Raw genomic sequence first — 13,375 nt, 5'->3', positions numbered from 1 at the left:
GAACGCAGAAAAATCCTATAGCTACATGAAAGTCAGGGCATGAAAGCCGAAGTAAAACAACAACGTTCGCTTCTCGCGCTGACCGAGGTCGATGCCGAACTCGGGCGCATCGAGCACCGCGCCAAGCACCTGGCCGAACAGCAGAAGATGGACGAGGCTCAGGCCGAGCACGCCGCCGCCGGCGACGGGGTGGGCGTTCTGGGTATCGCCCTGGAAGACCTGGAAGCTCAGGTGACCAAGCTCGAAAACGAGATCGACTCGGTCCGTCAGCGTGAGGACCGCGACCGTAAGCTGATCGACGGCGGCACGGTGGGCGCCAAGCAGGTCGCCGAGATCCAGCATGAGCTGGAAACCTTGCAGCGCAGGCAATCCAGCCTGGAGGACTCCCTGCTGGAGCTCATGGAGCGTCGTGAGGAACTGTCGGGGCGGCAGGCCGAGGCGTTGCAGCGCATCGATGACCTGCAGGTCGCGCTGTCGGCGGCACAGGAGGCTCGCGATGCCGCACTGGCGGAGATCGACCAGGCCCGCCGGCAGGCGCGCACCCGCCGTGACGGGTTGGTGAATCTCATCGATGGCGAACTCGTCGATCTCTACGAACGCCAGCGGTCCCGCGGCGGGGCGGGTGCCGGGTTGCTGCAGGGCCGACGCTGCGGTGCCTGCCGGATCGAGATCGACCGCGGGGAGAGCGCCCGGATCGCCGCTGCGGCCGAGGACGACGTGCTGCGCTGCCCCGAGTGCGGGGCGATCCTCTTGAGGTTCAAGCAGTGAGAGTTCTCGTCGAGGCCGACGGCGGGTCCCGGGGAAATCCCGGACCGGCGGGCTACGGCGCGGTGGTGTTCGACTCCGAACACACCGCAATCCTGGCCGAACGCAAGGAGGCGATCGGCCGGGCCACCAACAACGTCGCCGAATACCGCGGCCTGATCGCCGGTTTGGAGGCCGCTACCGAGCTCGGTGCGGTCGAGGTGGCGGTGTCGATGGATTCCAAGCTCGTCGTCGAACAGATGTCAGGGCGCTGGAAGGTGAAGCATCCGGATCTGATTCCTCTGCAGCGCCGAGCGGCCGAACTGGCCGCGGGCTTCGAACGTGTCAGCTACACGTGGATACCACGGGAGCGCAACAGCCATGCCGATGGGCTGGCCAACGAAGCCATGGACGCGGCGGCCGGGATCCTCAGTGAGAAACCCGCTGAGGAGGATAAAGCCGCATTGTCGGCACCCGGCTGGACCGGTGCCACCGGAGCTCCGACCCGGCTGTTGCTGCTGCGCCACGGCCAGACCGAATTGTCCATCGCCCGGCGCTATTCGGGGCGCGGCAATCCGGTGCTGACCGAGGAGGGGCGCCGGCAGGCCGACGCTGCCGCGCGTTATCTGGGCGCACGCGGGGGCGTCGCGGCGGTGGTCAGCTCGCCACTGGAGCGGGCGTATGAGACGGCTGCGGCGGCGGCCAAGGCACTCGGCGTCGACGTTCGTGTCGACGATGACCTGATCGAGACGGACTTCGGTGAGTGGGAAGGACTGACGTTCGCCGAAGCTGCGCAACGGGATCCGGAACTGCACGGGCGCTGGCTACGTGACACCAGCGTCGAGCCGCCCGGTGGCGAGAGTTTCGATGCGGTGGCGCGCCGGGTCCGTCGGGCCCGCGACCGGATCGTCGCCGAGCACGGTGCGGCAACGGTTCTGGTGGTCTCGCACGTGACGCCGATCAAGACGATCCTCCGATTGGCACTCGATGCCGGCGAGGGCATCCTGTACCGGTTGCACCTGGATCTGGCCTCGCTGTCGATCGCCGAGTTCTACGCCGACGGTGGATCCTCGGTGCGGTTGGTGAACCAGACCGCCTACCTCTAGGTCAGGCGTGCAGGTGTAGTTGTTCGCCGTGCGGGCCGAAGATGGTGATCGCCTCGACCGGGCCGTCGACAACCCCGAACCAGTGCGGCGTCCAGGTCGAGAATTCCACGGCCTCACCGGGATTGACGACGAAGTCCTGTTCGCCCAGGATCAGGCGCAGTTGTCCGGACAGCACGTACATCCAGTCGCGTCCCTCGTGGACGGGGAATTCGGCGGGTGGCTTGCGGCGCTTGGCGCTGATCCGGATCTTGTAGGCGTGCAGACCGGCCGCCGGGCCCTGCCGGGTCAACGGCCAGTACGTGATGTCGTGGTGGGTGTGTGAGCTGCCGGTGACCCGGGGGTCCTCGGCCTGCGGCGCGCGCAGTAACTCATCGGTGGTGACGGACAGTGCAGCGGCCAGGCGGGGAAGGTGGTCCAGGGCCAGCCGGCGCTTGCCGGATTCCAGCCGGCTCAGGGTCGAGACGTCGATCTGTGCGCGGCGCGCGACGTCTTCGAGCGTGAGTCCGCGTTGGGCCCGCAACTCGCGAAGCCGGCCGCGGACCACGGCGTCGATGTCGGCGGGTTCGGCTGCGTTTGCCTCCATGGCAAATTAGCTTGGCATTTTGCCATGCGATTGGGCAAGCTCGAAAGCATGGAGAATGTTTGGGACTGCGTAATCGTCGGTGGCGGGGCGGCCGGACTGAGTGCGGCGCTGGTACTGGGCCGGGCCCGGCGACGCGTACTACTGGTCGACGCGGGGAATCAGAGCAACCTGGCCGCACACGGAATCGGTGGCCTGCTGGGCAGCGATGGCCGTCCGCCCGCCGACCTCTATGCGGCGGGCCGCACTGAGTTGGCCGCCTATCCCACGGTGGAGGTGCGCACGGGCGAAGTCGTGCAAGGGGAGCCGGGATTCACCCTCGAGCTGGCCGACGGAACCCGCGAGCAGGCGAGGACGGTGCTGCTCGCCACCGGCATGGAGTACCGCTCGCCGGACATTGCCGGGCTCGAAGGCCTGTGGGGCGGTTCGGTTTTCCACTGCCCGTTCTGTCATGGCTGGGAGATGCGTGATGCGCCGGTCGCCGTGATCGCCCAGGGTGACCGAGCGGTGCACTCCGCGTTGATGATGCGCGGCTGGACCGAGGATCTGGTGGTGCTCACCAATGGGCGCAGCGAGTTGGACGACGCGCAGGTCAAGCAGTTGGATGCGGCCGGAATCGGCGTGGACGAGCGTCCGGTGGCCCGATTCGTCGCTCACGACGGCGAACTGGCGGCCGTGGAGTTCACCGACGGCACCCGGCTGTCCAGGCGCGGTGCGCTCGTCGCCGCCACACTGCATCAGCGCTCACCGCTGGCCGCCCAGCTCGGTGCCGTCTCGGCACCCGGGCCGATCGCAGCGGACGCCCTTGTCGTCGACGGGTTCTCACGGACCTCGGTGCCGGGCTTGTTCGCCGCGGGCGACCTGAGTGCCCAGATGCCGCAGGTGGCCGCGGCGGTGGCGTCGGGCAGCCAGGCCGGCGCCGCCGTCGTGCAGCACCTGCTCGGCGAGGACGTCGGGCTCCCGGTGCCGCCCTGGCCCGCGCAGACGGCCGTCACCGCCCAGTACTGGGAACGCCATTACGGACAACGCGGCCGCATCTGGAGCGGCCGGGTCAACGCCCAGTTGGCCAAGATCGCCGCGGACCTGCCGCCGGGTCGGGCGCTGGACCTCGGCTGCGGCGAGGGCGGGGACTCCGTATGGCTGGCCGAGCAGGGCTGGCAGGTCACGGGCGTCGACGTCTCCGACACCGCGCTCGCCCGGGCCGCCACCGAAGCGCAGGCCCGGGGCGTGGTGGAGCGGATCACGTTCGAACGCCACGACCTTTCCGAGAGCATCCCGGACGGCCGCTTCGACCTGGTTTCGGCTCAGTTCCTGCAGTCGCCGGTCGCGATGGACCGCGCCGGCGTACTGCGTCGCGCCGCCGGCGCCGTGGCGTCCGGAGGTCTACTGGTCATCGTCGACCACGGGGCCGCGCCGCCCTGGGCCCTCGAGCACGTCCGGAGATTCGCGTTCCCCAGCGCCGACGAGGTCGTCGACTCACTGCACCTCGATGAAACGCAATGGGAACGCCTCCGGGTGGGCACCGACGAGCGCGAAGCCACCGGGCCGGACGGCCAGCACGGCACCCTGATCGACAACGTGATGGTGCTGCGTCGTCTGGGCTGAATCAATTTGTCGGTGCGCTTGAGTAGTATCGCACGTATGTTCGAAGTCGTGGTGTTGGCGCAGGTCAACCCGGATGATGACGAGGTGACGCTGCATCGGCGCATCGAGGAACTCGAGCGGGCGAAGGCGGCCGCGGCCGCCGGGCAGGCCCGGTGTGCGGCCCTGTTGGACGCGAAACGCCGGGCCGCCGAGGCGGCCGCGGGAGTACCTCGCATAAAGCGGGGACGTGGCGTGGCCTCGGAGGTGGCGCTGGCACGTCATGACTCGCCGAACCGGGGGAGTCGGCACCTCGGGTTCGCCAAAGCGCTGGTGCACGAGATGCCGCATACGTTGGCGGCGTTGGAATCCGGCGTGTTGTCGGAATGGCGGGCCACGTTGATCGTGCGGGAGTCGGCATGCCTGTCCGTCGATGATCGGCGCGCGTTGGATAGCGAGATGTGCGCCGACGTCACGAAGCTCCACGGCAAGGGCGACAAGCGAATTGAGGCAGACGCCAAGAAGATCGCGTACCGCCTGGATCCGCAGGCTGTCGTCGACCGGGCGGCGAAGGCGGCGGAGGATCGGAATGTCTGGATCCGGCCGGCGCCGGACTGCATGGCGCGGCTGACGGTGTTGTTGCCGGTGCAGAAGGGCGTCGGTGTGTTTGCGGCGCTCAAACGGGGCGCCGATACGACGTTCGACGGCCGGACCCGCGGCCAGGTGATGGCCGACACCCTGGCGGAGCGGGTGACCGGCCGCCCCGCCGAGGTGCCAGAGCCGGTGGCGGTCAACCTGTTGCTCTCCGACCAGACTCTGGTCGGGGACGACGAGAGTCCGGCAGTGGTCGAGGGATACGGGCCGGTGCCGGCGACGGTGGCCCGCAACCTGGTGAGTGACGCGGTGGCCGACGAACGTTCACGGGCCTCGCTGCGGCGGCTCTACCGGCACCCGAAGTCCGGTGCGCTGGTGGCGATGGAGTCACGGTCGCGGCTGTTTCCCAAGGGGCTGGCCGAGTTCATCGGATTGCGGGATCGGACCTGCAGGACTCCGTACTGCGATGCGCCGATCCGCCATCACGACCACGCCCAACCGCATGCCCGCGGTGGTCCGACCAGTGCGCAGAACGGTCTCGGCGAATGTGAACGGTGCAACTACGTCAAGGAATCACCCGGATGGAAGGTGACGGCCGGTGACGAGAACGGTGTGCACACAGCCGAATTCGTGACTCCGACCGGAATTCGTTACCGCTCCACCGCGCCGCCACCACCTGGATCCATCGAAGTATTTGAATGCGTCACCGAACTACGAATGGCCATCGAGTTCGGTCGGTGCGCACTGGCGGCTTAGCCAGAGGAGTTCAGTCGGTGCGCTGGGTCAGCCGGATGCTGTTGCCCGAGGGGTCACGGAAACCCGAGTCGATGCCGTAGGGCATCTGGTTCGGCGGCTCGGTGAACTCGACACCGCGGGCGGTGAGTTCCTCATAGCTCTTCTGGCAGTCGTCGGTGGTCAGAAACACCGTGCCGGCGAAGCCCTTTGCGGTCAGATCCTGGACCTGTTTGCGGGTGGATTCGTCCATCACGGGCTCGCCGGGCACGGCCATCAGCACGATGCCGACGTCGTCCTGTCCGGGCGGGCCGACGGTGACCCACCGGAAGGCACCCATCTCCTCCGGAAACGAAACATCTTCGCGCACTTCCATTCCGACCTTCTCGGTCCAGAACTTCAGCGCGACTTCCTGATCGTGAACCCACAGATGCGTGTAAGCGATTTTCATCATGAGCAGACGCTACGTCGGCACCGGCCCGGGCGTCTTCTCCGTTTGTGCTGTCTTGGTTCGGCCAGTGTGGGGGCGCCGAGTATCCCGCGCCAGAATGCAACTGGGCACCGGGGCGCGGAGCATCGCCGGTGGTAGGGCGGCGCGGTAGGCAGCCGGAGGCTTGCCGTACACCCGGGCGAAGCTGGTGGTGAACGAGCCGACGCTGTGCAGGCCGACCATCACGCAGATGTCGGCGACCGAACGGTCGGTGTTGCGCAACAGCGCCGCGGCCCGCTCGAGACGCCGACTCTGCAGGTAGGCCCGTGGAGACTCACCAAACGTGCGGGTGAACATCCGGCTGAAGTGGGCCCGGGACAATCCGGCGGCCGCCGCGAGGTCATCGACGGTGATCGGATCCGCATAACGGGCGTCCGCGAGATCCTTCGCGCGGAGCAAATATCGTGCCGGTGGTACCTGGACCATGCAATTAACGGTACGGTGATCAGCGCGAACGAGTTGGCTGGGCGGCCGCGGCACCCTCGGGTGTCGAGGAAAGTCCGGACTTCACAGAGCAGGGTGATTGCTAACGGCAATCCGAGGTGACTCGCGGGAAAGTGCCACAGAAAACAGACCGCCAGAAATGGTAAGGGTGAAACGGTGCGGTAAGAGCGCACCAGCACCCCGGGTGACCGGGGTGGCTAGGCAAACCCCACCCGAAGCAAGGCCAAGAAGGCCGCAACCTGGTTGCGGCCGCGCAGGCGTTCGAGGGCTGCTCGCCCGAGCCTGCGGGTAGGCCGCTCGAGGCACCCGGCGACGGTGTGTCCAGATGGATGGTCGCCGCTTCACCCTCCGGGGTGAGGGACAGAATCCGGCTTACAGGCCAACTCGTTCGCCCCGACGAGCTGAACTGCGTGTTCAGCTCGTCGGAATCGGGCCATAGGTGGCTGTAGGGGTCCGAGGTCTCGACCGCGCTGGCGTGCGCCACTTGTGCCCGAACACCGACCGGGTGATTGGCTTGCCGCGAACGTGGACATCAAGCCGTCTGGCTCGGCAGGGAACTCCGCCCCACGAGCCGTGGAACGAGTCGATCATCTGAACGTCCTCAGCCGATCCAGCGAGGAAGTGATCGCGGCCGCTCAGTGCGCGGGGTCGTCGCGGCCTGCCTGTGTTGCCGGGCGATCTTCGATGGCGGCAACCGGTGCTTAATTGCCTTATGCACGTGTCGCATTCGGCTAGGTCGACAGTTTCTGCTTCAACAGGTTTTTGCTGTTGCGTGTGGCCTAGGTGGCGTCGCGCTGTAGCGGCAGTCGGTGACCGGAGGGGAATGTTGTGAAGCTGCTGAAAGCTTTGCCGGAACGAGGCGATCGGGGTTGGTGTGAGGAGTACGCTCCGCGGCAGTGGCGTGCTGAACCGGCGGTCGACACCGGGGCGCAGATGCGTCACGCTGGCGATAAGCGATCGAGGTCCTCATGCGCATTGTCATCGACCTGAACCGCTGTTTGGGCTATGCGCAGTGCGTCCCTCTGGCGCCGGAGGTGCTCAAGCTCAGCGGCGAAGAGGCCCTCACGTATGACCCGAATCCCGATGACACGCAACGACTTCGGGTGTTGCGGGCCGCGACTGCGTGCCCGGTGCAGGCGATCGTCGTGGACCAGTTAGACAGCGAGTAGCGGGTCGGTCGTGCGCGCCCCGTCGAACGGCATCAAGGGCAACGGTCGCATCGTCATCGTCGGTGCCTCGCTGGCTGGGCTTCGGGCCGCTGAGGCGCTGCGGCAAGAGGGCTTCACAGGCCACCTGACGATCATCGGTGATGAGCCGGACGAGCCTTATGATCGGCCTCCGCTGTCCAAGCAGGTGCTCGCGGGGTGGGTGCGGCCAGACCATACGAAGCTACCGCGCATGTGTGACGTCGATGCCGAGTGGCGGCTCGGTGTCGCCGCGATTGGTCTGGACCGGGCGAACAGGCTGGTTCGTCTGGCCGATGGCAGTGAGGTGGAGGGCGATCGAGTGCTGATCGCTACCGGTGTGCGGTCGCGGCGGTGGCCCAACCTCGACGAGGCCGCTTTGAAGGGCGTCTACACCTTGCGCACCAGCGGCGACGCGGCCCGGCTGCAGGCTGCGTTGGCGGCTCGGCCGCGACGGGTTTTGATCATCGGCTCGGGGTTTATCGGGTCGGAGGTGGCCTCGGTGTGCCGCGATCTTGGCCTGGACGTCACCGTCGCCGAGCGCGGCCCGGCCCCGCTGTCGGGCGCGTTGGGTGGGGTGATCGGCGAGATCGCCGCCGAGATGCAGCGCGAGGCCGGCGTGGATCTGCGCACCGGTATCGGGGTGCTGGGCTTCGACGGAGACGAGGCCGGGCAGGTACGGCGCGCACGCCTATCCGACGGCAGCAGCCTCGACGTTGATGTGGTGGTGACCTCGCTGGGCTCCATCCGCAACATTGAGTGGCTCGACGGCGCCGGGCTGGCCGCCGGCTTCTGGGGCGTGGGATGCGACGCGGGGTGTCGCGCGTTCGATATCCATGGCGTGGTGACCGACCACGTTTTTGTGGCCGGGGACATTGCCCGGGCGCCCCACGTGCTCTACGACTACCAGTTCATGGCGATGGAGCACTGGGACAACGCGGTCTTGGGTGCGCAGGTAGCGGCCCACAACATGGTGTGTGATGAGGTCGATCGCCGTGCGCATCTGCTGATACCGCAATTTTGGTCGGGCCAGTTCGGCGTCAACATCAAGTCGGTTGGGGTGCCCTCCTTCGGCGACGAAATCGTCTTCACCCAAGGCTCGGTGAAGGAGCGCCGCTTCGTCGCCGCGTATGGGCGGCGCGGACGCATCGTCGGCGCGGTCACCTTCGACCACGGCAAGTGGATCGACTACTACCGTGCACAAATCGCGCGCTCGGCGCCCTTTCCGCCGCATCCGGCAGGGTCGGACCTTCCCGCCGATATGCGGGTTCGTCCGGCCGATTTCCCGGCTCGGGGCGTGCCCACCGAGGCCCCCGATGTCGTTCTAACGGGTCATGACCCCACTGAACGTCAAGCCGAATTCCGGCCCCGCCAACGCTAGGCGGCACCCAAAGACGCAGACAGGCAAGGTGATTCAGTGAGGACGGCGCCATGACCCCGGAAGAAGCCTACGACGCTGCGATGATGTATGAGCACCGAGCGGACCCGTATCCGTTTTTCGACGAACTGCGCAAAACGCCCGTGGTGCGGGTGACCGGCGGCATCTACGCCGTCACCGGTTACGAAGAGCTCATCGCCTTAGCTCATGACCCCCGAGTGAGCTCCGATAAACGTAACCGGCCCCAAGCCGGCGTTGTGACCGAGAACCTTGATGAGTCGGTGCTCGAATTGATCGAGACCTACGGCAAGGACCGGGCCATGATCGTCAGCGACCCCCCGGATCACGATCGGATGCGCCGCCAGGCCATGCGCCACTTCGGGCCCCCACACGCCCCGGATCTGATCCCCAGCATGGAGGCCTCATGCCAGCAGATCGTCAACGACCTGCTCGACAAAGCGACGGGCAAGACTCGCATCGACGTCGTCGATGACTACGCCTATCCACTGCCCGTCGATGTGATCTGCCGCATAATGGGGATCCCCCTCAAAGACGAGCCCCGCTTTCACGCCTGGGTCGGCGACGTGATGGCCGGCATCTTCGACGTGGGCCCCGAGATCGAAACCGAGGAGGGTCAGCGGCGCAAGGAAAAAGGCCAAGCCAGTGCCCTGGAGCTGGCGAAATACATGATCGAGCTGGTGCAGGAGGCCCAGAGCTCCGGCCCCGGTGCGGGAATGATTTCGCAGATGGTCCACGACGACGGCCCCGACGGGCCGATGTCACCCGGCGAGATTGTGGCGAACGCGATCCTGATATTTATCGCCGGTCACGACTCCACGGTCAACCTGATCTCACACACCGTGCTGACCCTGCTGCGCAACCCCGGCTCTATCGAGCTGCTGCACGGCCGCCCTTTGCTCGTACCCGGCGCTATCGAAGAGGCGCTGCGGCTGCAGTCCTCAGTCCAGTTCTTCCCCAGCCGAACCGCTTTGGCTGACATCGACATTGCCGGCACCACGATCCCCAAGGGGTCGCCGATCTATCTGTTGTATGGCGCCGCCAACCGCGACCCGCGGCGCTTCCACGACCCCAACACATTTGACCCTGAGCGTCCCGACAACGAGCACGTCGGGTGGGGGCGCAGCATCCATGTGTGCTTTGGGGGCGCACTGGCGCGCCTGGAAGTCAACACCGCCATCGAGGCGTTCCTTCGCCGTGTAGACAACCCTCGACTGGTCGAGGATCCGCCGCCCTATCGGATCAGCCAGGTATTCCGCGGCCCACGGCATCTCTTCATCGATTTCGACGGAATCCGAGTCTGAAAAAGGAACCCTCTGAAGGCGTTTCAGTTCGTCGCCCAACCCGCAACCGGTCCCTAGTGGGCCTTGCGCACCGCCTTGGCCAACTTCTTCAGCGCGTCGTCGAGCAACGCCCGGGACTGCTGGGCGGTGTCGTGCTCCTGTTGATAGAGCAGCCCGTACGTGAAGGTGTCCTCACCGGCGGCGTGTGCGGCATCGGCCTGAGTGCTCAGGTGGGCCTTGCTCACCACGCTGTCCTGGTGATCGCCCAGCAAGGTCTGGATGCTCTTCGCCCGATCGGATACCTTGTCTTCCCCGGTGGCCGCCGCGGTGTAACGAAGCCGCTTGGCGCCCTTACGAATCCGGTGTAACGCCTCGTCTTTCTCCTCGGCGCTGACATCGTCGGCCGCCACCGCGGCGGCGGTCTTGGCGGCCTTGCGAACCCGCTTGTACGCGGCGTCGATGGTCACGGAAGGCGCAGCGGCGTCCGCGGATTCCGCCTTTTCGGCGCTGACCAACTCCTCCAGTGAGTCCAGCAGCCGGAAGTAGCGCTGCGACCGCATCGCCAGCAGAGAACGACGCCAGCCCGCGGTGTAGCGGCGGTTGGCGCCCTCGACCAGTCGCTGGCGCACCGGGCCCCGAACCAGCTCGGCGGGCATCTCGTCGAGCGCGCGCTGGTAGCGCTCGCCCAGCACCTCGGCATCGCGGGCCACACCCAGCACCGCGGCCAACGCCCGCAGCTCGTCGAGCACCCAACCGTCGTCGTCGAGTCCGAATGAGTCCTTGGATTCCTGCAGCAGGCTGCGGATCTTGCGCGTTGTCACCCGCAACTGATGTACCGAGTCGTAGGCATCGGCACGTACGGCGCGGTCCCACACCAACAGCTGGTCGATCTGTTCGGCGATGGCCCGGTGCACCGGATCGGCCGGGGGAGTCGGGGCCGGGGCCTGATCGGTGCCAAGTACCTTGGCCAGCTTCGAACCGTGCCCGGCCGGCGCCGCCCCGGCATCCGCCAGCCGATTCGCCAGCCGATCCATCAGATCATCGGGCACATCGGCGGTGAGCAGCTCCAGCTCCCACTCCCGCCAGCTTTGTTGATCGGCTTCCTGCCCGGTGGCCGATGCGGTCACCCGGTCATCGCAGAACTCGGCCAGCGCGACGCCGTCGGCCCCGTGGAGTACCTCGACGTTGCGCTCGGTGCTGATCCGGGCCACCGGGGCCAGCGGACGATCCCGGACGATCGCCAGCACGATGTCGCGCAGATCCTCGGGCACCGTGTCGGTGCCGGCGCCCAGCGGGGTGCGGACCTCGGTGCGGGTGTCGACCCCGGCCGGAAGCTTCAGGTGCCAGCCCGCGTCGCTGCCACCGGTGCGGCGCCGCAACGTGATGCGGTGCGCGGCCAGGTCGCGATCCGGGGTGTCGAAGTACACCGCGTCCAGATGCTGCGTTTGCGCGCGCTCAACCTCGGCAACGGCCGACAATCCCTCGAACGACGGCGAGACGGTGCTCTCGGTGACCGCGAACTTCCGCTCGATTTCGGTGTACCTGGCGGTCTTGGGCTTGCCGGGGGCCATAGTCACCTTCGCTGTGCACCGGAGGCGGGAGATTGGATGGCACCAGCGTGCCACATCCGGGCAGGCGCGACGACCGGTGTCTTGGTCACAGCCGCATCAAGACTTGCCGCTCTCCCCACCGCGCTGTCGGTCACGTCCGAGGACGTCTCCTAGTGTTGCTGACATGGCGGCTGAGACGACACCGGCGAACACCGCCGCAGGGCGCGGGCGCCCACGCCTGACGCGGCCACGTCGCCCGGGCACCACCGCCCGCGAACAGATCCTCGATGCGGCCGCCGAGCTGTTCACCAACCACGGGTATGCCAGCACCTCGACCCGGCGGATCGCCGACGAGGTGGGGGTGCGACAGGCCTCGCTGTATCACCATTTCGCCACCAAGGACGACATCCTCGACGCGTTGCTGGCCGGCACGGTCGACGAGGCCCTGCGCCTGGGCACCGAACTGCTCGACAGCGCCGGCCCGGCGTCCCAGCACGTGCACACCCTCGCCGTCGCCGATGCGCACCAGCTGTGCGCTGGGCGGTGGAACCTGGGCGCCCTCTACCTGCTTCCCGAGCTGCGCACCGACAGGTTCGAGCCGTTCCGGCGCCGGCGCGCCGAGCTTCGCGAGGTCTACCGCAGGCTGTCGGAAGCGGTGATCGCCGAGTGCGATGGTCCGCCCGCTGCTGCCGACCTGCCGTTCCGGTTGGTGGAATCGGTGGTCAACACGCGTTCTGACGATGTCGAGGGCACGCCGGCGCAGCCCTGGGTGATCGCGGAGGGCGCACTTCGGATCCTCGGATTCCACGGCGATTTCGGCCCACTCGTGAGTGCCACCGCGGCCCGGCTGGGCGTGCGACCGCCGCAAACCCCGGCCCGCTAGAGTTCGGGCCGTGACCGAGCCCACCTATGAAGCCATCTCGTTCGAGCAGTCCGGCGCCGTCGCGCGCATCACGCTGAACCGCCCGGACGCCGCGAATGGCATGAACGACACCATGACTCGCGAACTGGCCGACGCCGCCCGGCGCTGCGACACGCCCGCCACCAAGGCCGTGGTGCTGACCGGCGCGGGCCGGTTCTTCTGCGCCGGCGGCGACCTGAAGTCGTTCGCCACCGCTCCCGACCGCGGCCGCTTCATCAAGGGCGTTGCCGACGACCTGCACCAGGCCATCTCGTCCTTCGCTCGGATGGACGCCGTGCTGATCACCGCGGTCAACGGCACCGCGGCCGGCGCCGGCTTCAGCCTCGCTGTCACCGGAGACCTGGTCCTGGCCGCCGAATCCGCCACCTTCACCATGGCCTACACCAAAGTGGGCCTGAGCCCCGACGGCAGCGCGTCCTACCACCTGCCGCGGCTGGTCGGCCTGCGCCGGGCACAGGAACTCATCCTGACCAACCGCACGCTCTCGGCCGCCGAGGCACAGGAGTGGGGACTGGTCACCGAGGTGGTCGCCGGCGACGAGCTGGCTGCCCGGGCCACGAAACTGGCCGAACAGGTGGCGGCCGGTTCCGGCGGATCCAACGGCGCGGTCAAGTCGCTGCTGGTGTCCTCGTTCAAGAACAGCCTCGAAGAGCAGATGGCGGCCGAAGCCCGGTTCATCGCCGAGCGGGCCAACTCCGCTGACGGCCTCGAAGGCGTCGACGCGTTCCTGGCCAAGCGCAAGCCCGAATTCGCCTAGCGGGCCGTTCGG

The 13,375-nt window shown here is 67.4% G+C and carries 13 protein-coding genes and 1 other RNA gene; 10 read left to right on the top strand and 4 right to left on the bottom strand.

Annotation, left to right across the window (positions count from 1 at the left end):
* Positions 1-39: 39 nt before the first annotated feature.
* A complete protein-coding gene (locus AB0I14_RS17135) occupies positions 40-768 on the top strand; it encodes a C4-type zinc ribbon domain-containing protein (RefSeq protein WP_358023617.1) in 729 nt (242 codons plus the stop codon).
* Entirely contained in the window at positions 765-1,850 is a 1,086-nt protein-coding gene (locus tag AB0I14_RS17130) for a bifunctional RNase H/acid phosphatase (RefSeq protein WP_358023614.1), read from the top strand. Before AB0I14_RS17135 ends, AB0I14_RS17130 begins: the two co-directional genes overlap by 4 nt.
* 1 nt (position 1,851) lies before the next feature.
* Here AB0I14_RS17130 and AB0I14_RS17125 read toward each other — a convergent pair whose 3' ends face one another.
* Positions 1,852-2,433 carry an XRE family transcriptional regulator gene (locus AB0I14_RS17125; RefSeq protein ID WP_358023611.1) on the bottom strand — a complete coding sequence of 194 codons (582 nt, stop codon included), beginning with the start codon at positions 2,431-2,433 and terminating at the stop codon, positions 1,852-1,854.
* A 48-nt stretch (positions 2,434-2,481) separates the two neighbouring features.
* On the opposite strand from AB0I14_RS17125, the gene AB0I14_RS17120 reads away from it, so the two are divergent.
* Positions 2,482-4,035 (top strand): bifunctional NAD(P)/FAD-dependent oxidoreductase/class I SAM-dependent methyltransferase, encoded by a 1,554-nt coding sequence (locus tag AB0I14_RS17120; protein ID WP_358023608.1) that lies wholly within the window; start codon positions 2,482-2,484, stop codon positions 4,033-4,035.
* Positions 4,036-4,071: 36 nt separating this feature from the next.
* Positions 4,072-5,361, top strand: coding sequence for a DUF222 domain-containing protein (locus AB0I14_RS17115; protein WP_358023605.1), 1,290 nt, complete (start codon positions 4,072-4,074; stop codon positions 5,359-5,361).
* Between the two features lie 10 nt (positions 5,362-5,371).
* Here AB0I14_RS17115 and AB0I14_RS17110 read toward each other — a convergent pair whose 3' ends face one another.
* A complete protein-coding gene (locus AB0I14_RS17110; protein WP_358023602.1) occupies positions 5,372-5,791 on the bottom strand; it encodes a VOC family protein in 420 nt (139 codons plus the stop codon).
* A 9-nt stretch (positions 5,792-5,800) separates the two neighbouring features.
* Complete coding sequence (locus tag AB0I14_RS17105) at positions 5,801-6,253, bottom strand: AraC family transcriptional regulator (protein WP_358023599.1); 453 nt, start codon at positions 6,251-6,253, stop codon at positions 5,801-5,803.
* A gap of 29 nt (positions 6,254-6,282) precedes the next feature.
* On the opposite strand from AB0I14_RS17105, the gene rnpB reads away from it, so the two are divergent.
* From rnpB to AB0I14_RS17085, 4 genes are all read left to right on the top strand, one after another.
* Positions 6,283-6,662, top strand: an RNA gene (rnpB, locus tag AB0I14_RS17100) — RNase P RNA component class A.
* Between the two features lie 577 nt (positions 6,663-7,239).
* Complete coding sequence (locus AB0I14_RS17095) at positions 7,240-7,440, top strand: ferredoxin (protein WP_358023596.1); 201 nt, start codon at positions 7,240-7,242, stop codon at positions 7,438-7,440.
* A 31-nt stretch (positions 7,441-7,471) separates the two neighbouring features.
* Positions 7,472-8,836, top strand: coding sequence for an FAD-dependent oxidoreductase (locus tag AB0I14_RS17090; RefSeq protein WP_358024376.1), 1,365 nt, complete (start codon positions 7,472-7,474; stop codon positions 8,834-8,836).
* Between the two features lie 50 nt (positions 8,837-8,886).
* Complete coding sequence (locus tag AB0I14_RS17085) at positions 8,887-10,155, top strand: cytochrome P450 (protein WP_358023593.1); 1,269 nt, start codon at positions 8,887-8,889, stop codon at positions 10,153-10,155.
* A gap of 53 nt (positions 10,156-10,208) precedes the next feature.
* Here AB0I14_RS17085 and AB0I14_RS17080 read toward each other — a convergent pair whose 3' ends face one another.
* On the bottom strand, positions 10,209-11,705 hold the full coding sequence (locus AB0I14_RS17080; RefSeq protein ID WP_358024373.1) for a CYTH and CHAD domain-containing protein: 1,497 nt from the start codon (positions 11,703-11,705) through the stop codon (positions 10,209-10,211).
* A gap of 163 nt (positions 11,706-11,868) precedes the next feature.
* Here AB0I14_RS17080 and AB0I14_RS17075 point away from each other — a divergent pair, with 163 nt between their 5' ends.
* Positions 11,869-12,567 (top strand): TetR/AcrR family transcriptional regulator, encoded by a 699-nt coding sequence (locus AB0I14_RS17075; RefSeq protein WP_358023590.1) that lies wholly within the window; start codon positions 11,869-11,871, stop codon positions 12,565-12,567.
* A gap of 10 nt (positions 12,568-12,577) precedes the next feature.
* Positions 12,578-13,363: an enoyl-CoA hydratase-related protein gene (locus tag AB0I14_RS17070; protein ID WP_358023587.1), complete on the top strand. Its 786-nt coding sequence runs from the start codon at positions 12,578-12,580 to the stop codon at positions 13,361-13,363.
* The last annotated feature ends 12 nt before the right edge of the window (positions 13,364-13,375 follow it).

This window comes from Mycobacterium sp. NPDC050441 (genome assembly GCF_040655355.1).
GTDB lineage: Bacteria > Actinomycetota > Actinomycetes > Mycobacteriales > Mycobacteriaceae > Mycobacterium.
This window is presented reverse-complemented; position numbering and strand designations above follow the sequence as displayed.